Origin of the sequence: Vescimonas sanitatis, assembly GCF_049060325.1 — a bacterium.
Taxonomy (GTDB): Bacteria; Bacillota; Clostridia; order Oscillospirales; family Oscillospiraceae; genus Vescimonas; species Vescimonas sanitatis.
The window spans coordinates 91,375-113,941 of the sequence record NZ_JBMGPW010000006.1 but is presented as its reverse complement, the minus strand read 5'-3'; the positions used below and the strand labels follow the sequence as shown (position 1 = coordinate 113,941).

Sequence of the window (22,567 nt, the reverse complement as noted above, 5' to 3'; positions counted from 1 at the left end):
GCGGCGCAGGCGTACTGTGTGTACGTCAAGCCGCTGCAATGAAGTACTGGCGGAAAAGCTCTGCTGTCACAGCCCCCATTTGTAGCCGAAACCCCAGATCGTCGTAATATAGGTTGGGTTCGTGGCATTGTCCTCGATCTTCAGCCGCAGGCGCCGGATATTCACGTCCACGATCTTGAGCTCGCCGAAATAGTCGTGGCCCCAGACCAAGTCCAGGATCTCCTCGCGGGAGAGCGCCTTGCCGGGGTTCTCCATAAACATCTTCATGATGGCGTACTCCACCTGGGTGAGCTTGATCCGCTGACCGTTCTTCTCCAGAGTACGGTTGCGGGTGTTCAGCAGGAAGGGCGGCTGGTCGATCTCACCGGCGTCTACGACACCGCCGCCGGACCGGCGCATCAGCGCATCCACGCGGGCAGTCAGTTCCGCCGGGGAGAAGGGCTTTGTCACATAGTCGTCGGCACCGGTCATCAATCCCGTCACCTTATCCATTTCCTGGGACCGTGCGGTAAGCATAATGATGCCGATGGCAGCGTTGGTGGCGCGGATACGGCGGCAAACCTCAAACCCATCGATACCGGGCAGCATAATGTCCAGCAACGCCACTCGGACATCGCTGTGGATCTTCAGCTTTTCCAGTGCCTCCTCGCCTGTTTCCGCCTCCACCACCTCGTAGCCGGCGCGGCGGAGATTGATAACGATAAAGCTGCGGATGCTGGACTCGTCCTCCAGTACCAGTACCTTTTTCATGGCAGTCCCTCCTTGTCAGTTGCTCCAGCTGCCTACGATGAGGCTGAAGCTGCGGCGCAGCAGATCCTCATCCATGCCGTAATAGGCCGCCGCGTCATTCAGCTCGCCGGCGTAGATGGTGGCTGTCTGGCGACGCAGCAGCACCCTTTTCCCCATGCGGCCGCGGTTCTCCCGGTTCTCGCCGGTGATGGTGTACAGGCTCAGCACCGGATCCCCGTTGATTGCCAGGCTGAACTGATTTTCATTGCTGATGCTGGTGGTGGCGGTCTCCACGCTCCAGTCCCACCAGCTCTCCGGTATGGTGAAATACCACCCGCAGGACAGGCTGTGGTACGTCTTGGCCACGGTGGACAACTGCCCGTCGCCGTTGCAGCAAAGCCAGCTGACCAGACCGTCCGTCTGCTCCGCTGTCCAACTGGTGTCCGGACTGGGCAGCTCGATAATCCCGTCGCCGTTGATATCCTGGGGCAGCAGCTGACGATAGGGAAACACGGCGTTGGACATGCCGGTGCTGCTGCCGCTGAGTGCCAGATTCACCAGCCCCAGATCCTGGCGGAACACCAGAATATCCGTGGCGGCCATACCCTGCTCGTCCACACCGGTGATGTACAGCGCCGGCGTGTCGGCATCCAGCCGATCGCTGACCAGGCTGCCCCGGTTCACCGAGGCCATGGTGCTGGACAGCACGCAGCGGTAGGCCACGCCCATCTGCTCATCCTGCCAGCCGTAGAACTCCGCCACCGGCTGGCTGTCCGCGTCGGTGCGAAGCACCAGCAGGCTGGGGATACCGTCACCATTCAGATCCTGTATGGTAAAGCGCGTGTAGCCGCTGGACATCAGCGCCACTGGCTCCCGCGCCACGGTGTACACCGCCACGGTCTGCACCTCGGCGCTGATACGCCAGCCCACGATCAGCTCACGCCGGCCGTCGCCGTTCAGGTCCTGATAGTACACGCTGTCGATGGCGGTGCCGCTGCTCTCGATGGTGCAGTAGCGGGCATAGCTGTCGCCCTCGATCTTAAATACAAATATTTTCAGCGGCTTTTCGTCGCTGCTCATGCGGAAAAAGGCCAGGGCCTCCTGCTGTCCGTCGCCGTCCAGGTCAGCCATCTGCACCGACTGGATATTCCGCCCGCCGGTAGGCGAGGCGTACTCATAGCCCTGTGTGATCAGTGCCTCCAGCTCCTGTGTCAGGCCGGTGTACTCCTCCGCCATTCGCGGCAGGGTAAACAGTTCCTCCACCGAATCGTCAGAGAAACCGCAGCCGGTCAATGCCGCTGCCAGCAGCGCCAGCAGCCCGACCAGGCAGATATACCGTTTAAAACGCCGCATACAGCAGCACCTCCCTCCGGGTCATACTCTTACTTAAATATCATACCACATCTTGCACCGCTTTGGTAGAGGGAAAATCGTAAATAAACAGCAAATTAATGCCGGACGCAGAGAGCACCCCTTTCGGGGTGCTCTCTGTATTCCCCTGCCGGTGCAGGGTGGAAGACATCAGCCGTGGGAGGGATATCCTCTTAGGCATCGCGGCGGCCACGCCTCCCGCACAGCTTTACCGCGCCGGCCAGCGACAGGGCGGCGACCTCAGCGTATACGGCAATTCCCGCGTCAAAGGTCGTGGGGCTGACCGTCCTTTTCACAGGTGCAGGGGGCTCGCTGTAGTAATAGGCGGCCGCCGTGTAGGACACGGAGGGCTTGGGGAACTCCAGAGCCTCACCCTGCCCACCGACTGTGGCTACCGGTGTCAAGATCGCGCTCTCATTGGTATAAAGCGCCTTTGACACGTCTACGAGTGTGGTGGTGTCATCCACATAACCGTCCCCATTCAGATCCATCACACCGTGGGTGCCGGCGGCGGGCGTACCGGCGAGCTTTACAGTGTAGGAAAGCTTGACCGGGGCAAAGTTGGAGACCGGTTCGTTGATTTCCCATGTGAAGCTGTCGGCGGCACCGTCGTACTCTATCTTGAAGCGGTAATTACTCTCATTCCGGTCGCCGCCGAAGTAGGTCACATTTCCATCCTGCTTATATTGCAGTTCTTGCCCGCCAACGGTGAGACAAAACGTGCCGGGAACGAGATCGAAACTCTTGCCGACAGTATCCGCCACAGCGGAACCCTTATCAACAGCGTAGAGGACTTTATGTTGGATTGAGTCAAAAGCGACTGCTCTCCCTCCCGCCAGTCTGTTCATAAAGGCGGTACCCCACTGCCGTGTTTCCCTTGCCAACACGGCATGGCACTGATAGCCACTCTCCTGCATCGCTTTGTAGGTACTCTCTGTCAGATGCAGGGCTTTCTCCACATTTGAAACGTTTTCCTTTTTCTGCAGCAGTTTGCTATTTTCGGTCGGAGTCTGCCCAGTATATTGATAGTCCCAATCCTCGTTGTCATTGTCTGTCTCCATTCTTCCGGCAATATCGCTCATCCAGTCATTGATGCAGCCCTTGGGAATAAACGTTCCTGCCTCTTCGTCACTGTACCCGTACTGCACGTTCAACTCACTTAGCGTACCGCACTGGTTAACACCATTCGAGATTAGGCTGCCATCAAAGCTGCGCGTATACGGGGTAGTATGATCATCCCCCTTGCAGAACTGATAGGTAACGCCGTCACTGACAAATATCAGATGCTTGCGGTGCGGCTCGACCGCCGTATCGCCATCGAGCATTTTCTTGCCCGCAAGAAGTCCCGCATGCGTATTGCTGCCGCTGGATATAGTTTCCCTTATCGCAGCCTCAATGGTAGTATAGTTTTCCTTTGTAAGCTCCGTAAGCGGGAACGCAACATTTGCCTCCCGATTGAAAATAACAACGCCGACCTTGACCATCACACCGCGTTCCCTCACCTCTTTCTTCAGGTCGGCAAGAAGCTCTAACGCCTTATCCTCCTCATTTTCTCCTCCTTTTCCATTGTACAGACCTCTTTGTTTCAATTGTGCATTGAAACAAAGAGCAGTGGTACCACTGCTGGTTCGTGTATCTATTATATATTTTTATAGCGAAATATCAAGCAGTTATTGATATATTGGTAATTTTTGCAAAATTCGTATATACCCTTCTATCAGCGGCAAAAAAAGAGACATCCTCACGGATGTCTCTTTTTTGGTGCCGGTGACCGGACTCGAACCGGTACGCTGTCGCCAGCGGTGGATTTTGAGTCCACTACGTCTACCAATTCCATCACACCGGCAGATATTACCCGCACATTATACCGTAAATGGCCGGCGATTGCAAGACAAATTTACCCGCCGAAAGCACTGACGCCCAACAGGCTCAAGCCACCCATGATGGCACCGGCCAGCAGGACGCCGGCGGCGCAGGCGAAGGTGCTTTTTTTGAAGTCCATATCGAGCAGGCTGGCGGCAAGAGTGCCCGTCCAGGCGCCGGTGCCCGGCAGGGGAATGCCCACAAACAGCAGCAGCGCCCAGTACAGTCCGCGGCCGGCTTTGGCCTGGAGCTTACGCCCGGCTTTCTCCCCTTTTTCCAGGCAAAAGGTGAAAAATTTTCCGATATACCTCTTATCTCTCCCCCATACAAGCACTTTTCGTGCAAAAAAATAAATGATGGGAACCGGCAGCATATTGCCCGCGATGGCGATCAGATACGTCAGCCACAGGGGCAGACCGAAGGCCACGCCGTAGGGGATCGCGCCCCGCAGCTCGATCAACGGCACCATGGAGACGAAAAAAACGATGACACAATGCTTAAACATATACGTTCCTTCACTTTACTTCATTGTATACCTTATTGTATCCTTACTGTGCTTTTTTTGTAACTGTCATTATACCCGAAGGTGCTCTCTTTGACAAGAACCACAAGGGCTGTTTAAGAAAAACCTAAAATTTCTACCGGCTTTTTTACAGTTTCAGTCGACAAATCCCCCCTGTACCTGTTATACTACCTATAAGAAGATTTTATCATGGGAGGGAATGGGCCATGAGCGTTGCAGACGTCATATCGCTGCTGGGCGGTATCGCACTGTTTTTGTTCGGTATGTCCCTGATGGGCGAGGGCCTGAAAAAGGTCGCCGGCAGCCGCCTGGAGCTGGTGCTCTATAAGCTGAGCAGCACACCGCTGAAGGGCGTGCTGCTGGGCACCGGCGTCACCGCCGTGATCCAGTCCTCCTCCGCCACCTCTGTGATGGTGGTGGGCTTCGTCAACTCCGGCATGATGAAGGTCAAGCAGGCCATCGGCGTGATCATGGGCGCCATACTGGGCACCAGCGTCACCGGGTGGATCCTGTGCCTGTCTTCCCTGGAGGGCGGCAGCGGCGTGGTGCAGCTGCTGAGCACCGAGGTGCTCACCGGCATCGTGGCCGTGGTCGGCATCATCCTGCGGATGTTCACCGGCAAGACCAGCAACCGCTATGTGGGCGAGATCCTGCTGGGCTTCGCGGTGCTGATGTACGGTATGTCCGCCATGTCCGGCGCGGTGTCCCCCCTGCGGGAGAGCGAGGCCTTTATCCGCATCCTGACCAGCTTCTCCAACCCCATTTTAGGTATTCTGGTGGGTCTGGCGTTCACCAGCGTTTTGCAGAGCGCCTCCGCCGCGGTGGGTATTTTGCAGGCGCTGGCCATTACCGGCGCTGTCACCTTTGAGGTGGCTCTGCCCATCGTCATGGGCATCGCCATCGGCGCGGCGGTGCCTGTGCTGCTGTCCGCCCTGGGCGCCAACCTCAACGGCAAGCGCACCGCCTTTATCTATCTGCTGATCGACGTGCTGGGCGTGCTGATCTGGGCGCTGCTGTTCTACGGCGCCAACGCCATTATCCACTTCACCTTTTTGGACGCGGTCATGTCCTCTGTGTCCATCGCACTGATGAACACCCTGTTCCGCCTGGCCACCGTGATCGTGCTGCTGCCCTGCATTGGGCTGATGGAGCACATGGTGGAGCTGCTGTTCCCCGACGACGGCTCCGCCGCCGAGGAGCAGGAGATGGACCGGCTGGAGGAGCGCTTTTTGCAGCACCCGGCGCTGTCCATCGAGCAGAGCCGGCTGGTGACCAACTCCATGGCCGAACGGGCCGAGGGCAACCTGCTGATGGCCGTTGGCCTGCGGAACCGCTGGTCCGACAAGGATTTCCGCATGGTGGGTGAAACGGAGTCCGTTATCGACCGCTACGAGGACAAGCTGGGCACCTATCTGATGAAGATCACCAGCAAGTCCCTGTCTCAATCCCAGAGCGAGGAGGTCAGCAAATACCTGCACACCATCTCCGACTTTGAGCGTATCTCCGACCACGCACTGAACATTTCGGAGGCCGCCAAGGAGATACACGACAAGGATCTGCAATTCTCCCCTGAGGCCTGTCATGAGCTGGACGTGATAGAGTCCGCCGTCCGGGAGATACTATCCATCGCCGTGGGCGCCTTTGTGGAAAACGATCCCCAGCGGGCCGCCCGGGTGGAGCCGCTGGAGGAGATCATCGACGGCCTGTGCGACGAGATGAAGTCCCACCACGTGGACCGATTGCAGTCCGGCAGCTGCACGCTGAACCAGGGGTTCGTGTTCAACGACCTGCTGACCAACTACGAGCGCGTGGCGGACCACTGCTCCAACATCGCCGTGGCCATTATCGAGCTGGAGTCCGACTCCTTCGACACCCACGAGTATCTGAACAGTGTCCGGGCCATGAAGTCCAGTTCCTTCGCGCGGTACTATGAGGAGTACAAGCAGGAATATCATCTGTGAAAAACAGCCCTTCGGCGGTGGCCGGAGGGCTGTTTTTTTGTGTGCCGGGATGGGGAGTTTCGCGCCCCCTGGCGCGAGTAGCTTTCTTTCATCGTTGAAAGAAAGCTACCAAAGAAAGCCGCTTGAAACTACGTTTCAAGACTTCCTTGGCGCGGGAATGTGCAGGTGTTGCGCCTGCGGGCGCAAGCCTCCGGCGGCCACATTTCTTTCTGCGAAGAAAGAAATGTGGGAAAGAAAGTCGCTTAGACCTACGGTCTAAGGACCCCTTGGCGCGCTGTGGGTCATGCAGATTTGGCGGTATGCACTCGCGCATGAAGTGCGGTGGGTAACATTGTCGGTTCAGGGGACTGCTTGTACCTCTTGCGCCGCTGCCGCTGACGCTGTGCGAGGGTAGGGGTTGGTGCGCTGGTCGAGTGGCGATTATCAAATCGCGCCAAAGCCGCCCGGAGGGCGGCTTTGGTTGGTGGCGGCTGATGCCGCCGGGGTATGGGGGACGCCGCCTACGGGCGGGACGGGGAGTTTTACGCCGCTGCGCGGCTACACCTCATCCGTCACGGCTTCGCCGTGCCACCTTCCCCTCGAGGGGAAGGCTTTTTTCAACCGGGGGCGCTTCTTTTGGCTTTGTTTATCTCTTTTTGTTTGTTTATCTCTTTTTGGTGGCGCAGGTCAGGCCCGTCAGAGACAGGAGCGACAGGGCGGCGTAGAGGGCTACGCCGGGGTCGGCGGTCTTGGGGGCCTCGATGGGCTGCTCCGCGGGCGGGGCGTAGTAGTAGCCGCCGGTTTGGGGTTTTTCCTCCCACTTGGCCAGCAGATGCAGGGGACGCGTCACCGGCGTACTGAAGTTCCATGCGGCAGAGCCATCCGTTCCCGCTTCGTACCAATATTGGAAAACAAGATTTGGTTTGGTCGGGTCAGCGGGCTTTTCTGCCGGGGAGCCCAGCTTCGTCTCTCTCACCGTAATGTCATTGTCACTGCCCTGGTCCAAGTCAAATTTCACCGGGTACATGGCCGTAGTACTGCCATTACCCTCAAATGTGATCGTCTCGTCAAAAATGGTATAGCCCTCTTGGGAAGGTTCATGCGTAATAACACAGTTACCGACCCCACTCACGCAGACATTCCCCTTTACCGTGCCGCCGTGGGCTTTCATCGTCCCCGGGTCCATATAGATCGCACTGCTCTCCACAGAGCCAGCTGTGCAGTTCCGGATGGTACCGCCGGTCATTTCAAACCATGCACCGCCGACCAGGCAAACACCACCGCCGGTATAGGAAGCTTTGCAATCGCTGATCTCACCGCCGTTCATAGTGAATGTGCTCGATCCGGTATGTACCACAACGCCGCCACCCCAAACAGCGGTGCAGTTGGTGATCTTGGCCGTACCGGACATGGTAAAGCTCCCCTTAAATACAAACACACCGCCGCCCCGGCCGTGGTCGGTCGCACAGCCGGTGATGGTGCCGCCGGTCATCACAAGGTGTCCTTCTGATGAATTGTCTCCTATGTATACGCCGCCGCCATCCTCGGCATTACCGCCGGTGATGGTGCCGGACTTCGCCGCGCTGCTGTCCGTGATGGTCAGGGTCGCACGGTCACTCACCTCGAGCACACTGCCGGTGCCTCTCATCCTCAATACACAGCCGTTCAGGTCGAGGGTCAGGTTTTTTGCAATTTGCAGCGTGGCAGCAATCTCCGTATCAGAGCTCAATGTAATCGTATCGCCAGCGTTTGCCTTGTCTATCCTCCCCTGCAAGGTCAGTTCCGTCGCGCCGGCGGTGCACACCAGGGGATTTGTTACATCCCCCGATGTAACAAAAGCTGCCCATATGGGCAGCGCGCATACCAATACCAGGGTCATCAGGATGGGGAGCAGTCGTCTCTTCATGGCGGTTCCTCCTTCTATGGCTCACATATTTCTCTCCCGGGCCTGTGTGCCGCAAAATTTCTTGTTGGGAAAGTTTTTTTGCGTGCAGGCTCTGTTGTACGACCATCTTACCAGAAAGTGTCGCGAAAGGCAACGGGAATATCCAGATGTTGGCATAAAAAATCTGTGTGGGAGGTATAAGGGGAAGTTATGGGCCTTGGCGGGGGACGAAAAAAGACCGGCGGGGCCGGTCTTTTGTGTTCAGGCGTGGTATTGGGGTTCGTTGCCCTGGTAGATATCCTGCATCTCCCGGTCGATCTCGCTGATGGCGTCGGAGCACAGGCGCAGGCGGGCGGCATCCTGCTGGGTGAATTTGCGGTCGGATTTATACCGCAGCTCGTGCTCCAGACTGGCCCACATATCCATGGCGATGGTGCGGAGCTGGATCTCCACCGGCAGGACCATGGTGCCCTCGCTGATGACGATGGGCACGTTGACGATCAGGTGCAGGCTGCGGTAGCCGGTGTCCTTGGGCTCCTTGATATAGTCCACCTCGCGGAGGACGGTATAGGACTCGCTGCGGGTGAGCAGGGAGCGCAGGTAGTAGATATCGTCCAGATAGTTGCAGATGACGCGGATACCGGCCACGTCCTGGATGTGGGCGTAGATGTTGTCGATGCTGACCTCCAGGCCCCGGCGGCGCAGCTTGTCGATGATGCTGTCCAGCGTCTTGATACGGTATTCGATGTGGTGGATGGGCGAGTGGTCATACAGACGGGCGAACTCCTCGTCCAGGATCTCCATCTGCGTTACGGCTACCTTCAGCGCACTGCGGTACAGGTGCGTCACCCGCACCATGCCCGCCGCCAGCTCCTGCTCCTTCGGGGAAAGGCCCGCGGCGGTGGGAATGTCCCGCAGGCGGATGGTACCGCTTTTTTCGATCATCATGGGCAGACGCCCTCCTTTCGGCCGCAGCCCACGTCCGGGGCCGCAGTTTCATCCTACTATACGAATATGACCTGCCTGTGAACAAATCGATATTTCTTTAACAAGTATACCGACAGTTTGCGCGAAATGCAAGAGGGACGCCGTACAAAAAGCGCAAAGAAGGCGCCCACGGCTGCCGCCGTGGGCGCTGGGGTCATTTCCTGCAGCGGGCGAGGACGGCGGCGGCCACACGGTCGGCGGCCAGGCCGTCGAAATCGCGGCTCTGGGCAGCGGTGATGGCCTGACGCTGCTGTTTGTCCTCCAGAAAGGCCAGGGCCGACGCGGCCATGTTGTCCGGCGGGCAGGAGGCCGCCCAGCCGTGGGCGGTGAAGAACGCCTCGTTCCGCGTTTCGCAGCCGCCCACCATATCCGCCAGCAGCAGCGGCACGCCGCGGGTGCCGGCCTCGGTGATGCTGATGCCGCCGGGCTTGCTGACCAGCACGTCCGCGCTGTCCATGTACAGCTGCACCTGGGTGGTAAAGCCCACAGCCTCCACGCGGTACAGGCGGCGCAGCTCCAGGGCATAGCGCATCTGCTTGTTGCTGCCGCACAGCACCGTGGCAAAGTCGCCGTCGGCCATACGCATATCCAGGTCCTCCGCCACGTCGCCCATGGGGCCGCAGCCGATGCTGCCGGACATGAGGACGATGTGGCGGCCGGTCTCCGGCAGGCCCAGAGCTCTCCGCGCCGCGGCTCTATCGCCATGCTCGCGGAAGGCGGAACGCACGGGAATGCCGGCGGGCAGAAGGGTATCGCGGGCGATGCCGCAGCTGACGAACTCGTCGGCCAGCTCCTGATGGGGAATGACGCAGATATCCGGGGTGCAGGCACCTACCGTGGGGCTGCAGGTATAGTCCGTGGCCACGAAGCAGAACACCGGGCAGGCGCTCCACGCCTGCTTCAGCGCCGTCATCATCATGGCGGGGATCACGTGGACGCAGACAACGGCATCGTAGCCGCCGCTTTGCAGCGTGCGGCCCAGACGGCGAGCACCGCGGGCAATATAGCGGTACACCGGGCCGTCGCGCCGGTCCATCTCCTTGTCGCCCTCGGCGGACATATAGCCCGCCTTGTAGAGCTTGGGATACCGGCGGTAGAACCGGGTGTGCCACTTGGAAACGAATTTGGAGGCCTTTTTGGAGATGAAGCCCAAGCCGTCCATCACGTCGCAGGACGCGCCGCAGCGTTGGAGGCTGTCACGCAGGGCGGCGGCTACGGCGTTGTGCCCGCCGCCGGTGTTACAGGTCAGGATCAGTACGCGCATTTTGCTCTCCTTTCCGCTGCGCTCGCTTTCGCAGCAGCGCCGCCAGGCGCATGAGCCGGGGGCGGTTGTAGCGTTGTATCAGAATAAAGGGCAGATTGGCCAGCAGCACCCACACCGCCAGCACGATCGCGCCGCCCCAGCCGGGCCACAGCCACAGAAACGCCAGGCCCAGCAAACAGGAGGCCCCGTGGACCAGCTCCGCGCGGCACGTCTCCTGCACCAGCGCCGCGGCCTGATCCGCCGTCACGGCGCCGCTGCCGGGCAGTTCCTTCTTCACCATGTCCGGCAGGATGCGGCTCATGTCCGGCACCAGCTTCTTCCACTTATCGATGGCCAATTTGGTGTAGATGCGGCCGTTCTGCTCCCATTTCCGGCTGCGGAAGGGCCGCTTCTCCGGGTCAAAGGGACCGGGGATCGCCTGACCCAGCGGGTGCGCCAGCAGGGCCAGCGCCGCCGCGTACAGGACGCATTTCCAGAAGCCGCTCACGCCTTCTCCCCCCCGCAGCTGCGCTCCAGCGCGTAGCGCAGCGTGCCCTCCGTCAGGCGGGTGACGCGCTCCACGAACTGTTCCTCATCGTGCTTCATGCCGTAGTGCAGCCAGCTTTGCAGCAGGCCCACCAGCGTGGCCGTATACAGCGCCGCGATGGACTGCACATCCGTCTCCGCCACCGGCAGGTCCTCCGCCGTGCGGCGCACCAGATCCTCCACGGCACCGTAGACCACCTGGTAATACTCGCGCTCCAGCAGGTCGCGCTGGCTGGACTGGTACAGGTGGTAGACCGCGCGGCGGTTGGCGCGCATGAACGCCGCCACCCGCATCATCAGTTGGTACCAGCTGGTGCAGAGGGGTGGTGCGTTGAGGACGCGGTCCAGCTCCGTCTCCAGCACCTCGCGCACCAGGGCGTAGATGTCGCAGTAGTAGTAATAAAACGTATTCCGGTTCACGCCGCAGTGATCTGCGATGTCCACCACGGAGATCTTATCCAGCGGCCGCTGCTCCAGCAGGTCCAGAAAGCCCTTGCGAATGGCGTTTTTTGTGGTCTGTGCCATGTCCATGCTCCTCTCTTTGTGCAAAAACTGCCTTACCGCCTGTATCATACCGAATTCAGACAGTTTTTGCAAGATGCCCGTACTATGCACTTTAGGCAAAATGTGTGGAAATGTATGAACATAGTGTAAAAAAGCATCCCCGCACGGTGTGCGGGGATGCTTTTGCTTCAAATGGGGTCAGGCCGTCACCACGGGGCCGCCGTGCTTCTTGGCGCTGATCTTCTGGTAGGCGATGACCGCCGCCACCAGCACCAGGCCGACCACGTCGGTGAGCGTGCCGGGGATCATCATGCCCAGGCCGCCGACGGCCAGGACGATACGCAGCACCCAGTGGACCTTCTTATACAGATGGCCGTTCAGGGACGCCGCGATGGCAAAGATGCCCAACAGGGCACTGACGCAGATCTGCGCCACCTCCCACCAGCCGGAGATGTTTTCAAACAGCAGCGCCGGACTGTAGGCGAAGATGTACGGCACGATAAAGGCGGCGATGGCCAGCTTGGTGGCGTTGATGCCGGTCTTCATGGGGTCGGACTTGGCGATGGCCGAGCCGGCGTAGGCCGCCAGAGCCACAGGGGGCGTGATATCCGCCACGATGCCGAAGTAGAACACGAAGAAGTGGGCGGCCACCAGCGGGAAGCCCAGCTGAATGAGGATGGGCGCGCAGGTGGAGGCCATGATGCAGTAGTTGGCCGTGGTGGGCACGCCCATGCCCAGGACGATACAGCACAGCATGGTCAGCACCAGGCCGACGATGGTGGCGTTGCCCGCCAGCTGGACGATGGCGTTGATGAGGATGGAGGCCAGGCCGGTGACGGTGATACAGCCGGCGATGATGCCCGCCATGCTGCAGGCCACGGCCACGGTGATAGCGCCGCGGGAACCGGCTTCCAGAGACTCCACCGCGGAGAAGAAGGAGCGCTTGCCGGCATTACCCAGCGCCTTGCCGGTCGTCATGGGCTGGGTGTCGCCCTCACCGCGCTTGCCCTGCAGGAAGAAATTGACGAAGCCCACGGCAATGGCGGCCAGAATGGAATAGGCCGCGGAGTGGGACATGGTCTTGCTGCCGGAGGACACCAGCCACACCAGCAGGATCAGGGGAATGATCAGGTAGCAGTCACGGACCAGCAGACGCCACGCAGGCAGCTCCTCGCGGGGAACGCCCTTCAGGCCCAGCTTCTTGGCCTCCAGATGGACGGCGATGAAGATCCCGGTGAAGTACAGCAGCGCGGGCAGGATGGCCTTGACGGCCACCTGGGCGTAGGGCAGCTTCATGTACTCGGCCATGAGGAAGGCCGCCGCACCCATGATGGGGGGCATGATCTGGCCGCCGGTGGAGGCCGCGGCCTCGACGGCGCCGGCGAACTCGGGCTTGTAGCCGGTCTTCTTCATCATGGGGATGGTGAAGGAACCGGTGGTGACGGTGTTGCCCACGGAGGAGCCGGACACCATGCCGCACAGGGCGGAGCTGATAACAGCCACCTTCGCCGGGCCGCCGCTGGACCAGCCAGCCAGACGGTTGGCAAAGCTGATGAAGAAGTTGGCGATGCCGGTGCGCTCCAGGAACGCGCCGAAGATGATGAACAGAACGATGTAGGTATAGCACACGTTGATGGGCGTGCCGATGACGCCGGAGGTGGTGTAGAACAGCTTGTAGATGATGGTTTTCAGCGCGTCATACAGGGTGGTACCGTTCACCGCGCCGGCGTAGCTCAGCTGGTTGATGAACGCGTACACGATCAGCACGCCGGCCACGCACAGAATAGGCAGACCCACGCAGCGGCGGCACAGCTCCATCAGGATCAGGATACCCACCACGCCGATGATGACGTGGACCGTCTCGATACGGGTGGACAGGCGCACCAGCGTCATGGCGTTCAGCGCGAAGTAGAAGAAGCAGGCCGCGCCCACCACCATCAGCACGATATCGTACCAGGGCAGGTAGTTGACCCTGACGTGGTGCTTGCTGGCGGGGTAGGTCAGGAAGCCGATGATAATGATGCAGCCCACGAACATGGTGAGCCGGATCTCGGGCATGGCCTTGGAAAACAGGGTCATGCCGATGCAGAACAGACCGAACGCGGCCATGAGGATGCGGATGATCAGCTGGGGCGTACCCTCCCACAGGCGGGTGGCGGATTCACGGTCATATTTACGCATGACCGCGTCCAGATCCGGGGCCTCGTCCGCGGCGGTATTGACGCCGTCGGCCGGGCTGGTATCCGGTTTTTTCTTGTCGATGCTCATAGTCGTTTCTCTCCCTGAAGATTACAGAATAGCGCGAGGACTACGGCGGGAAACCCCGCCGTAGCCTCGAAAAGCGTCAATTCTCTGCTAAGGATTTAGTCGCCGAAGTACACGTCCTTGGCGATGACGGTCTCGGTGTAATAGTCGGAGGTCTCCAGCAGCTTGGCGATGTGCTCGCTGTCCAGGCTGACCAGGTAGGTATCCTTGGTGGTGGCCAGGTCGGTCACAGCGGTGGTGGGGGCACCGGCCACGATGAAGGCGGCGTCGATCTGGCCGTTCTTCAGGGCGTCGGCGCTGTCGCTGAAGGACTGGTAGGTGGGCTTGATGTCGTCCTCGGTCAGCCCGTAAGCACCCAGGACGTCAATGGCGTTGAAGTACACGCCGGAACCGGGAGCGCCGATGGACACGGACTTGCCGGCCAGGTCAGCCACGGTCTTGATGCTGGCGTTGGTGGTGACGATCTGCACCTGCTCCATGTACAGGGCGGCCACGGTGGAGAAGCCCTCGACCTTGCTCTCGAACAGGTTGGTACCGTTGTAGGCGTAGGCCATCACGTCGGACTGGCAGAACGCGAAGTCAGCGGTGCCGTCCACCAACTCCTGCACGTTGGCCTGAGAGCCGTTGCCCACCAGACCGACCACGTTGATGCCCGCGTTGTTGGTGGCGTGCTGGGCGATGACGGAGCCGAAGGCGTAGTAGGTGCCGGACTCGCCGCCGGTGACGAAGCGCAGGTTGCGGGAGTCGGTGTTGCCGGCGCCGTCCTTGACGGATGCGACCTCAAAGCCCTTCTCGGAGAAGTACTTGGCAGCGCCGGGGTGATAGGGCACGGAGGTGATGGAAGCGCCGTACTCCAGGCTCAGCTCGCCGTACTTGGCGTGGCTGGTGGTCAGGGACGCGGCGTTGTCGAAGATGTCCGCCACGAACTTGTACACGTCATCGCTGGACACGTCGTCGCGGGCCAGGATCACCGCGCCCACGGCCACGGTGGTGGTGTCGGTATGCTCAGCGGTCACATCGCCGCTGTCATCCTTCTTGTCGCCGCAGGCGACCAGGCTCAGCGCCATGACCAGCGCCAGAACCAGTGCAAAAAACTTTTTCATGTTCTTTCTCCTTATTGATAGATAAATTGTTTTCCTCTTCCTGAAAAACAGCTTTTTCCGCCGGCCGGTCGGGCGCGGCGGTGTTCAACGGTGCCATTATATCGCAGGCGTAAACTTTTTGCAATATCTAAATGCGGAAAATTTCATTTTTCTGCGGAACGATTTTCTCGTCCGTGCGGACGTTCCGCTTTTCTTAGTCAGCATTTCTTTCGGCAAATCCGTAGTTTTGTCTGTATCATGGTACTTTTTAGCGGTGGTCTATTCATAATGCTAAATTGTTTTATGCAGGAACGCCCCGCAAGAAGTGCATTTTCTGCCGGGCAATCCTGCAAAATAACAGAGGCGGGGCAAAGCCCCGCCTCTCAGCTTTCTGTCACATTCAACAGCTGCGCCGCAGCAGCTCGCATACCAGTTCATAGGTGCGCTCCGTGGAGGGCACGCTTAGCCGCTCCCGCACGGAGTGTACATCGTGCAGCTCCGGCCCCATGGACACCGCGTCCAGACCGGGGATCTTCTCCATCAGCAATCCGCACTCCAGACCGCCGTGGGTGGCCTCCACCACGCCGTCCTTACCGGTAAGATCCTTATACGCCGCCAGCAGCGTATCCCGGAACTGCGACTCCCTCTTGTACTGCCAGCCGGGGTACACGCCCCGCTCTGCCACAGTGCCGCCCGCCAGCGCCGCCACAGCCCGCACGCGCTGCGCCAGCATCAGCTTCCGGGACGCGATGGACGACCGGATGGAGAACGCGATGTGCAGTCCGTCGCCGCCCAGCTTCACCACGCCCATATTCAGGGAGGTCTGCACCAGACCGGGGAAATCCGTGTCCATAGCCTCCACGCCATGCGGCATGGCCGTCAGCGCCTGCACCAGCGTCACGGTGCGCTCTGCGGACACGGCTTTTGCCGTCTCCGCTGCCGCGCAGGTCAGCGTCACATCGGGGTCGGTGACGGCGTACTCGTTCTTCAGCACCCCCTCAAGCTCCCGAATAAACGCTTCGAACGCCCGGCCGCTGCCCTTGGGCAGCGCCACCGCCGCATCGCAGCGGGAGCAGATCACGTTGTCGAACTGCCCGCCGGAGAAGGCCGCCAGCCGCAGGCCGGGGAACTTCTCCAGCGCTGTGGCCAGTACCCGTCCCATGAGGCGGTTGCCGCTGCCGCGTCCCAGATGGATGTCCGCACCGGAGTGACCGCCCCGCAAGCCGGCCACGGTGATGCCGAAGCCCTCCATGCCCGCCGCATCGGTCAGCGCTGCGGGCAGCAGGCAATCGGAGCGCATGCCGCCTGCGCAGGACACGGTGAACACGCCCTCCAGCTCGGAGTCCAAATTCAGCAGTTTTTTGCCCTTCAGGTCAGAGCAGTCCAGCGCAAAGGCGCCGTCCATGCCCACCTCCTCGTCCACGGTGAACACCGCCTCGATGGGCGGATGCACCAGCGTATCATCCGACAGGATCGCCAGGATCATGGCCACGGCAATGCAGTTGTCGCCGCCCAGCGACGTCTTGTCCGCCCAGACCCACTCCCCGTCGGTCATCAGGTCAAGTCCCTCGCGGGTCATGTCCTTGGTGCAGTCGTCGGTCTTGGCGCACACCATGTCGATGTGGCCCTGCAGGATGATCGGCTCGGCGCTCTCGCAGCCGGGGGACGCCGGCTGCCAGATCACCACGTTGTTGCACGGCTCCTGCCGGTACTTCAGTCCCAGTTCCTTGGCAAAGTCCACGCACAGATCGCTGATGATCTTCGTGTTGCCGCTGCCGTGGGGCACCGAGCACAGCTTTTCAAAATATGTGAACACCTTTTCTGGCTTCAAGCCTTTCAAAACAGCCATTTTGATACTCCTTTCCCATGCGGCCGCGGTCTCCGCGCCGCCCATTCAGTATAGCATATCCGCCTGCCGAGCGCAAGCAAGTCCCTATGTGCCCACAGCCCATGCTTTCGCATGGGCTGTGTATGCAGCACACATTATCAGAAGTCGCCCAGGCCCATATCGTCCTCGGTGTTGGGCGCTTCCTCGTCGTCCTCCTCGGTGGGAGGCGCGGGGATGAATTCCTCCAGATAGGCCTCCTCCGGCAGGCCAGCCATATACGCCGGCAGGTTGATGATGATGCCGTCGATGTTATGGGGCAGTGTCATTTGGTACGTTTCCGTTGTCTCGCTGCCGCCCTTCTGCTGCATGACCTCCACGGTCAGCTCCAGCTTGTCGCCGATGACGGTGGTCAAGCAGCGCTCCTTTTCGTACAGCTTGGAGATCTGCTCGCCGTTCACGTACACAGTGATCTTATAGGGTGCCTCCACAGACTGGCCGCCCTTGTCCACTGCGCGGTTGTCGAAATAGACGGTGTGGCCGCGGCCGATGCGCAGCATCAGCACGGCGACGAGCACCAGCACCAGGATAAAGGCGATACGGATGAGCCACGAGCGTTTCGTCGTTTTCATGCGGTTCTCCCCTCCTCCTCGGCCTTCTGCTCAATGGCCAGCTGCTGACCCAGCGTGCGGTTCTCCTTGCGCTTCTTGGCCTCGTACATGACCAGTGCCACGGTGATAACGGCGTAGGACACGAACACGCGGAAGTACTCGCCGATCATGGAGTCGCCGGTGATCTTGGTTCCGGCGGCCGGCGCCACGATGAACATGGTATGGAACAGGAGCACACCCAGGAACACGTTGCCGATGGACGCCTTTTCCACGGAGGCGCCGCCCACCAGCAGCGCGGCGATGCAGAACATACCGACGTTGGTATGCGCCGTATAGGTGGGGAAGTTGCCCATGTTCTGCAGGTAGATGATCATGCCGAAGCCCGCGAACACGGTGGACATGACGATGGAGATCAGGCGGGTGCGGTCCACGTTGATACCGGCGTCCCGCGCCACGTTCATGTCCTGTCCCACCGCGCGCATGTCCTGTCCCAGCTTCGTGCGGCGGAACCACACGATGAACAGGCAGGCCAATGCGATGATGATCAGCGTCAGCACGGGGATCTTCACGCCGCCCACGTAGATGGCCAGCGCATTATCGATGCTCTGCCGCATCTGCAGAAGGCTGACTGTGTTGCGGATACCAAAGCCGCGGGGCAGCTTCAGTGTGTTGTGGAGGATGGGGATGATGGGCCCCATCATATACAGCACCACCAGCTGGTACACACCGGTCATGCAATAGGCGATAAAGTAGCTGGTGACCATCTCGCGGCCCTTGGCGCGGTTCAGGATGCTGCCGCACATAAGACCCAGCAGAATGGACAGGGGGATGGACAGGATGGCCGCCAGCACCAGACCTGGGATACCCCAGATCTGCCAGTCCGCCACCAGGATCAGCGCGATCTCGCCGGCCATAGCGCCCAGCGTCATGGCAAAGTTCAGACCCATACCGGCCATAATGGGGATCAGCAGGCTCAGGATCAAAAAGGCGTTGCGCCCCAGACGGGTCATAGCCTCGTTAAGTATGTAGCTCACCGGCAGGCCGGACACGGGAATGAGCACGGCGCAGATGATGATAAACAGGACGGGCACTGAGTTTTTGCCCAGGAATTGCTTTACGTCGAATCTCTTACCCTTCATGTCAGCGCCCCCTTTCCGTCTTTCTGGTCAGGGCATAGAGGATCATGCCGTTGGATACCACGATACGGATGACCTCGCTCATATCCATCTGGAAGGCGGCGCTCATCACGGTGGGGGTCATGGTCACCACGCCCTGATACAGGATCGTACCGATAATCACATTGCCGATGGATGCCTTATTCACCGACGCGCCGCCGATCAGGATGGCGGCCACGGCGGGCATGGCCATCCAGAAGGGGCCGTTGTACAGCTGTATGAAGCCGAAGCCCTGCTCATACACCAGAATACCCACAGCACCCAGCCAGGTGGACATGATCACGGAGATAAGCCGCATCTTGTCCACGTTGATGCCCGCTGCGCGGGCAAAGGCGGGGTTGGAGCCCACAGCGGTCATGGCGGTGCCGGTCTTGGTGTGCAGGAACGCCCACATCAGCACGGCCAGCAGCACGAAGAACAGCAGCGTACCGGTGGGGATCACCAGATTGATGCCGATGCAGTTCAGGTCGATGGTCAGAATGTTGGCCAGCGCCTTGTCATAATAGCCCTCCAACGAAATGACGGTACGCAGACCGCTGGCGGAGAAGCCCCACACCATGGTGGGATGCTTATACGGCAGCAGCAGCCACATCATGCACATGAAGGACACGGACGAGAAGCCCACATAGGTGGCGATCATCATCTCGCCGCCCTTGATCTTGTTCAGCAGCCAGCCGTAGCCGCCGCCGAACAGCAGGGCAAAGGGCGTGGCGATGAGGATGGCCATCAGGAAGCTGGCAAACCCCGTATAGCCCAGCTCGATGGACAGCGTGGCACCCAGCAGTCCGGACACGATACCCAGCGGCAGGCCGAAGTTCAGGCCGCAGCCGGAGTGTACCATGGGCACCATGGCCAGCACCATCACGGCGTTCCAGCTGAAACGGGTGATGATATTGGTGATCTGTGTGGGGAAATCCAGCCCCACGCAGGGCGCGGCGATGAGCAGCAGCAGCAGGAAGCACGCGATGATCAGACGCGGCAGGCCGAAGCTGTCCACCAACTCTCTGAATTTTGACTTGTTTCCAAGTGTGGTCGTATTGCCCATTTCTTCCTCCTTACTTCACCTGACTGACCATGAGCATACCGAACTCCTCGGAGGAATGGTCAGCAGGCAGGATACCGGCGACCCTGCCGCCGGAGACGATGGCGATGCGGTCGCAGATCTGGCGCAGCTCCTCCAGCTCGGAGGAGATCATCACCACCGTGACGCCGGATTCGCGGTTAAATTTCTTCAGCGCCTCCAGCACCAGCGCCTTGGCGCCCACGTCGATGCCGCGGGTAGGCTCGGACACGAAGAGGAAGCGGGGCTCCAGCGCGAACGCCTTGGCCAGACACACCTTCTGCTGGTTGCCGCCGGACAGCTCTCTGGCCTTCTGGGCGGAGCCGGTACACTTGATCTGCAATTCATCGATATACCGGTTCGTCACCGTGTGGATGGCCTTTTCGTCGCGCCATGTGAAGAAACCCATTCTCTTCAGGAACTTGTTCTGCACCTGCATGGCGGGGAACGCCACGTTCCACTCCAGCGACTCGTCCAGCAGCAGACCCACGCCGCGCCGATCCTCGGACACGAAGGCCAGCTGGGAGTCCAGGCACTTCCGGGGGCTGTTCAGCGCGATAGGCTTGCCATCGAACTCCACGGTGCCGCCCGCCTCGTACAGGCCCATCACACCGTTGGGAATACCCAGCTTGCCCTGGCCGGCCAGACCGCCGATGCCCAGGATCTCGCCCTCCTTCACGTCCAGATCCACGTTGCGGACGATCTCGCCGGGCATATCCACCCACAGCTTGCGGATGGACAGAATGGTGCGGGCATCGGAGTGGTCGCGGATGTCGTGGGCAGCGCCGCCGGCAGCCACCTCGCGCCCCACCATGTAGTGGGTGATGTCGCGGACATCCGTCTCGCGGGCAGCCACGTCCTTGACAACGTAGCCATCCCGCATGATGACCACCTTATCGCACACCGACAGGATCTCCTGCAGGCGGTGGGTGATGAAGATCACGGCGATGCCCCGGGAGGCCATGCCGCGGATGGAGTCCAACAGCGCCTGCGCCTCCTGCTCGGTGAGCACGGCGGTGGGCTCGTCCAGGATCAGCAGCTTCAGGTTCTCCTTGCTCAGCTCGCGGGCGATCTCCGTAAACTGCTTGTGCCCCACGGGCATGCTGCTGATGACCATCTTCTGGTCGATAGCCACGCCCATCTTCTCAATGGCTTTTGCGGCGCGGTTATCCATTTCCTTATAGTCGAGAGTGTCCAGGCGCGGGCCGAACACTTCTGAAATGACGCTTTTTTTCTTGGGCTCGCGGTTGAGGAGGATGTTCTCCGTGGCAGTAAAGCCGGGGATCAGCGAGAACTCCTGATGCACCATGCCGATGCCGGCCTTCAGCGCATCAAAGGGGGTGTTGAACTGCACTTTTTCTCCGTCGATCAGGACATCCCCCTCGTAGCCGCCCGTCTCACGGATCACGTCCATGCCAAACAGTATTTTCATCAAGGTGCTCTTTCCGGCGCCGTTTTCGCCCACCAGCCCCAGCACCTCGCCCTCTTTCAAGGTGAAGTTGATGTCTGTGAGCACCTGATTGCCGAAAAAGCCCTTTTTGATATTCCGCATCTCAAGCAGCGGAGCATTGTTCTTTTCCATATTCATCCCTACCTATAGCAGCGGGGAGGGAGGATGCCCTCCCTCCCCGCTTTAATGGTTGCTTCAAAAGCCTGTCGTCAGCTGATGGTAAAGTACTTCTCCGGGATCTCCACGTCGGCATTGCCCATGAAGTGGCCGGGATCGCCCATGATATAGGTATCCTGATAGATCAGGAACACGTTTTCAGACTTCGCGCCGGTGGTGGCGTTGGTGTAGCTGGCGCCGTTCCAGGCCGCCTTGGGAGAGTAGACCTGCAGCGCGGCAGCCACATCGTCCATGTCCTTCAGCTCGCTCTTGCCGTCCAGCACGTTCTTGGCGTGCAGAGCAAGACCGGCGGACAGGGTGTAGCCGTAGGAGTAAGCCCAGGTGCCGAAGTGATCGGCGCCGCCCTTCTCCACGATGGCGGACTCGACCTTGGTCAGGATCTTCTCGAAATCACCGGCTTCCTTGGTCAGATCAATACCCAGCGCGCCGGGATAGCCCATCAGGGGGGAGGGCAGGTCGGCCTCGATGAAGTAGCCGCCGCACTCCAGCAGGCGCTTCAGCAGAGGCTCGGTGTGCGCATCGTTGGTGCAGAAGTAGGCAGCGTTCTGGCCGTACTTCTCGACCCAAGCGGGCACCTGCTCCAGAATGTAGGCCTGAGCGCCGGAAACGCCCACGTCAGAGGTGGGATCGGGAGCCGTCTCCAGGACGAACTTCATGCCGAACTCCTCGCAGGCGGCCTGCATGATGGCCACGCGGCGGCTCATGGTCTCGTAGGACATGTGGCGGGGGAAGGAGATATGTACGAAGGTATCGCAGCCCAGCTCGTGCGCGGTGCGGATGATCAGGTAGCCGCGGGAGACGAAGTCATTGTTGGTGACCAGGTCGGCAGCGGAGCCGATCTCGGGCAGATCCTCGTGTGACTCACCTGCGATGCAGATGATGTCGGGGCGAGTCTCTTTGATCTTGCGGAAAGCCTCGGTGGTGCCGGGGACAGCCTGATTGACAATGATGGCCTTCATCAGGGGGTCGGCGGACAGGTTCACGATGCTCTGGATGGTGGTCTCGGTCTCCTCGGTGAAGTTGTCGGGATAGATGGCCAGCTGGACCATATCCTCGCCATACTCCTTCTGGAAGGCCTCGGCGCCGCGGCGATCATCCTCGGACTGAGAGACGGAGCCGGTCACGATGCCGATCTTGTAGGGCACGGTGTCGGTGTTGTCATCGGTCTCGCCCTTCTTTTCGCCGCAGGCGACCAGGGAGAACGCCATGATGAGAGCCAGCAGCAGAGAAACTACTTTTTTCATGTTTACCTCCTAATTCCTTTACCATAGTTTGTTGTTTCCTCCGCCAGAAGGAAACAGCGAACAGGGCGCGCCCCGTTCACTTCTATG

The 22,567-nt window shown here is 60.2% G+C and carries 18 protein-coding genes and 1 tRNA gene; 1 reads left to right on the top strand and 18 read right to left on the bottom strand.

The features are described from left to right. Window positions 1-66: 66 nt before the first annotated feature. The 5 genes from ACOMDU_RS08650 to ACOMDU_RS08630 all read right to left on the bottom strand — a co-directional run bounded on the left by ACOMDU_RS08650 (window position 67) and on the right by ACOMDU_RS08630 (window position 4,468). On the bottom strand, window positions 67-750 hold the full coding sequence (locus ACOMDU_RS08650; RefSeq protein WP_421129970.1) for a response regulator transcription factor: 684 nt from the start codon (window positions 748-750) through the stop codon (window positions 67-69). Between the two features lie 15 nt (window positions 751-765). Next, the gene (locus ACOMDU_RS08645; protein ID WP_421129969.1) at window positions 766-2,082 is read right to left on the bottom strand and encodes a VCBS repeat-containing protein; all 1,317 of its coding nucleotides are present in this window, start codon (window positions 2,080-2,082) and stop codon (window positions 766-768) included. A 191-nt stretch (window positions 2,083-2,273) separates the two neighbouring features. After that, window positions 2,274-3,689 (bottom strand): vWA domain-containing protein, encoded by a 1,416-nt coding sequence (locus ACOMDU_RS08640; RefSeq protein ID WP_421129968.1) that lies wholly within the window; start codon window positions 3,687-3,689, stop codon window positions 2,274-2,276. Between the two features lie 170 nt (window positions 3,690-3,859). Continuing rightward, window positions 3,860-3,946: transfer RNA gene (locus ACOMDU_RS08635), tRNA-Leu, on the bottom strand. A 51-nt stretch (window positions 3,947-3,997) separates the two neighbouring features. Continuing rightward, window positions 3,998-4,468: a COG2426 family protein gene (locus ACOMDU_RS08630; protein ID WP_421129967.1), complete on the bottom strand. Its 471-nt coding sequence runs from the start codon at window positions 4,466-4,468 to the stop codon at window positions 3,998-4,000. A gap of 224 nt (window positions 4,469-4,692) precedes the next feature. Here ACOMDU_RS08630 and ACOMDU_RS08625 point away from each other — a divergent pair, with 224 nt between their 5' ends. Continuing rightward, window positions 4,693-6,447 carry a Na/Pi cotransporter family protein gene (locus ACOMDU_RS08625; protein ID WP_421129966.1) on the top strand — a complete coding sequence of 585 codons (1,755 nt, stop codon included), beginning with the start codon at window positions 4,693-4,695 and terminating at the stop codon, window positions 6,445-6,447. Window positions 6,448-7,090: 643 nt separating this feature from the next. Here the strand turns inward: ACOMDU_RS08625 and ACOMDU_RS08620 are convergent. From ACOMDU_RS08620 to ACOMDU_RS08560, 13 genes are all read right to left on the bottom strand, one after another. Next, window positions 7,091-8,332: an InlB B-repeat-containing protein gene (locus tag ACOMDU_RS08620; protein WP_421129965.1), complete on the bottom strand. Its 1,242-nt coding sequence runs from the start codon at window positions 8,330-8,332 to the stop codon at window positions 7,091-7,093. 240 nt (window positions 8,333-8,572) lie between these two features. Beyond that, window positions 8,573-9,259, bottom strand: coding sequence for a GTP pyrophosphokinase (locus ACOMDU_RS08615; RefSeq protein ID WP_421129964.1), 687 nt, complete (start codon window positions 9,257-9,259; stop codon window positions 8,573-8,575). Window positions 9,260-9,452: 193 nt separating this feature from the next. Continuing rightward, window positions 9,453-10,562, bottom strand: a complete 1,110-nt coding sequence (locus ACOMDU_RS08610) for an MGDG synthase family glycosyltransferase (RefSeq protein WP_421129963.1) — start codon at window positions 10,560-10,562, stop codon at window positions 9,453-9,455. After that, window positions 10,537-11,049, bottom strand: a complete 513-nt coding sequence (locus tag ACOMDU_RS08605) for a glycosyl-4,4'-diaponeurosporenoate acyltransferase CrtO family protein (protein ID WP_022135145.1) — start codon at window positions 11,047-11,049, stop codon at window positions 10,537-10,539. The genes ACOMDU_RS08610 and ACOMDU_RS08605 overlap by 26 nt, the downstream gene beginning before the upstream one ends. Further along, window positions 11,046-11,612: a TetR/AcrR family transcriptional regulator gene (locus ACOMDU_RS08600; RefSeq protein ID WP_421129962.1), complete on the bottom strand. Its 567-nt coding sequence runs from the start codon at window positions 11,610-11,612 to the stop codon at window positions 11,046-11,048. The genes ACOMDU_RS08605 and ACOMDU_RS08600 overlap by 4 nt, the downstream gene beginning before the upstream one ends. 177 nt (window positions 11,613-11,789) lie before the next feature. Further along, a complete protein-coding gene (locus ACOMDU_RS08595) occupies window positions 11,790-13,859 on the bottom strand; it encodes a TRAP transporter permease (protein WP_421129961.1) in 2,070 nt (689 codons plus the stop codon). 95 nt (window positions 13,860-13,954) lie between these two features. Further along, window positions 13,955-14,959, bottom strand: a complete 1,005-nt coding sequence (locus tag ACOMDU_RS08590) for a TAXI family TRAP transporter solute-binding subunit (protein WP_421129960.1) — start codon at window positions 14,957-14,959, stop codon at window positions 13,955-13,957. Window positions 14,960-15,338: 379 nt separating this feature from the next. Then, a complete protein-coding gene (locus ACOMDU_RS08585; protein ID WP_421129959.1) occupies window positions 15,339-16,787 on the bottom strand; it encodes an aminoacyl-histidine dipeptidase in 1,449 nt (482 codons plus the stop codon). 137 nt (window positions 16,788-16,924) lie between these two features. Continuing rightward, window positions 16,925-17,395, bottom strand: coding sequence for a DUF6672 family protein (locus ACOMDU_RS08580; protein ID WP_421129958.1), 471 nt, complete (start codon window positions 17,393-17,395; stop codon window positions 16,925-16,927). After that, complete coding sequence (locus ACOMDU_RS08575; RefSeq protein ID WP_421129957.1) at window positions 17,392-18,513, bottom strand: ABC transporter permease; 1,122 nt, start codon at window positions 18,511-18,513, stop codon at window positions 17,392-17,394. Before ACOMDU_RS08575 ends, ACOMDU_RS08580 begins: the two co-directional genes overlap by 4 nt. Before the next feature lies 1 nt (window position 18,514). Next, window positions 18,515-19,594 carry an ABC transporter permease subunit gene (locus ACOMDU_RS08570; protein WP_421129956.1) on the bottom strand — a complete coding sequence of 360 codons (1,080 nt, stop codon included), beginning with the start codon at window positions 19,592-19,594 and terminating at the stop codon, window positions 18,515-18,517. Between the two features lie 10 nt (window positions 19,595-19,604). Further along, window positions 19,605-21,191, bottom strand: coding sequence for a sugar ABC transporter ATP-binding protein (locus ACOMDU_RS08565; protein WP_421129955.1), 1,587 nt, complete (start codon window positions 21,189-21,191; stop codon window positions 19,605-19,607). Between the two features lie 77 nt (window positions 21,192-21,268). Beyond that, on the bottom strand, window positions 21,269-22,480 hold the full coding sequence (locus tag ACOMDU_RS08560) for a DUF3798 domain-containing protein (protein WP_421129954.1): 1,212 nt from the start codon (window positions 22,478-22,480) through the stop codon (window positions 21,269-21,271). Window positions 22,481-22,567 lie beyond the last annotated feature (87 nt).

Excerpts from the sequence above, each read along its gene's own strand:
- ACOMDU_RS08580 (WP_421129958.1), bottom strand. The coding sequence starts at position 17,395 with ATGAAAACGACGAAACGCTCGTGGCTCATCCGTATCGCCTTTATCCTG.
- ACOMDU_RS08560 (WP_421129954.1), bottom strand. The coding sequence starts at position 22,480 with ATGAAAAAAGTAGTTTCTCTGCTGCTGGCTCTCATCATGGCGTTCTCC.
- ACOMDU_RS08600 (WP_421129962.1), bottom strand. The coding sequence starts at position 11,612 with ATGGCACAGACCACAAAAAACGCCATTCGCAAGGGCTTTCTGGACCTG.
- ACOMDU_RS08610 (WP_421129963.1), bottom strand. The coding sequence starts at position 10,562 with ATGCGCGTACTGATCCTGACCTGTAACACCGGCGGCGGGCACAACGCC.
- ACOMDU_RS08585 (WP_421129959.1), bottom strand. The coding sequence starts at position 16,787 with ATGGCTGTTTTGAAAGGCTTGAAGCCAGAAAAGGTGTTCACATATTTT.
- ACOMDU_RS08595 (WP_421129961.1), bottom strand. The coding sequence starts at position 13,859 with ATGAGCATCGACAAGAAAAAACCGGATACCAGCCCGGCCGACGGCGTC.
- ACOMDU_RS08575 (WP_421129957.1), bottom strand. The coding sequence starts at position 18,513 with ATGAAGGGTAAGAGATTCGACGTAAAGCAATTCCTGGGCAAAAACTCA.
- ACOMDU_RS08620 (WP_421129965.1), bottom strand. The coding sequence starts at position 8,332 with ATGAAGAGACGACTGCTCCCCATCCTGATGACCCTGGTATTGGTATGC.
- ACOMDU_RS08650 (WP_421129970.1), bottom strand. The coding sequence starts at position 750 with ATGAAAAAGGTACTGGTACTGGAGGACGAGTCCAGCATCCGCAGCTTT.
- ACOMDU_RS08570 (WP_421129956.1), bottom strand. The coding sequence starts at position 19,594 with ATGGGCAATACGACCACACTTGGAAACAAGTCAAAATTCAGAGAGTTG.
- ACOMDU_RS08565 (WP_421129955.1), bottom strand. The coding sequence starts at position 21,191 with ATGGAAAAGAACAATGCTCCGCTGCTTGAGATGCGGAATATCAAAAAG.
- ACOMDU_RS08625 (WP_421129966.1), top strand. The coding sequence starts at position 4,693 with ATGAGCGTTGCAGACGTCATATCGCTGCTGGGCGGTATCGCACTGTTT.
- ACOMDU_RS08590 (WP_421129960.1), bottom strand. The coding sequence starts at position 14,959 with ATGAAAAAGTTTTTTGCACTGGTTCTGGCGCTGGTCATGGCGCTGAGC.
- ACOMDU_RS08645 (WP_421129969.1), bottom strand. The coding sequence starts at position 2,082 with ATGCGGCGTTTTAAACGGTATATCTGCCTGGTCGGGCTGCTGGCGCTG.
- ACOMDU_RS08615 (WP_421129964.1), bottom strand. The coding sequence starts at position 9,259 with ATGATGATCGAAAAAAGCGGTACCATCCGCCTGCGGGACATTCCCACC.
- ACOMDU_RS08630 (WP_421129967.1), bottom strand. The coding sequence starts at position 4,468 with ATGTTTAAGCATTGTGTCATCGTTTTTTTCGTCTCCATGGTGCCGTTG.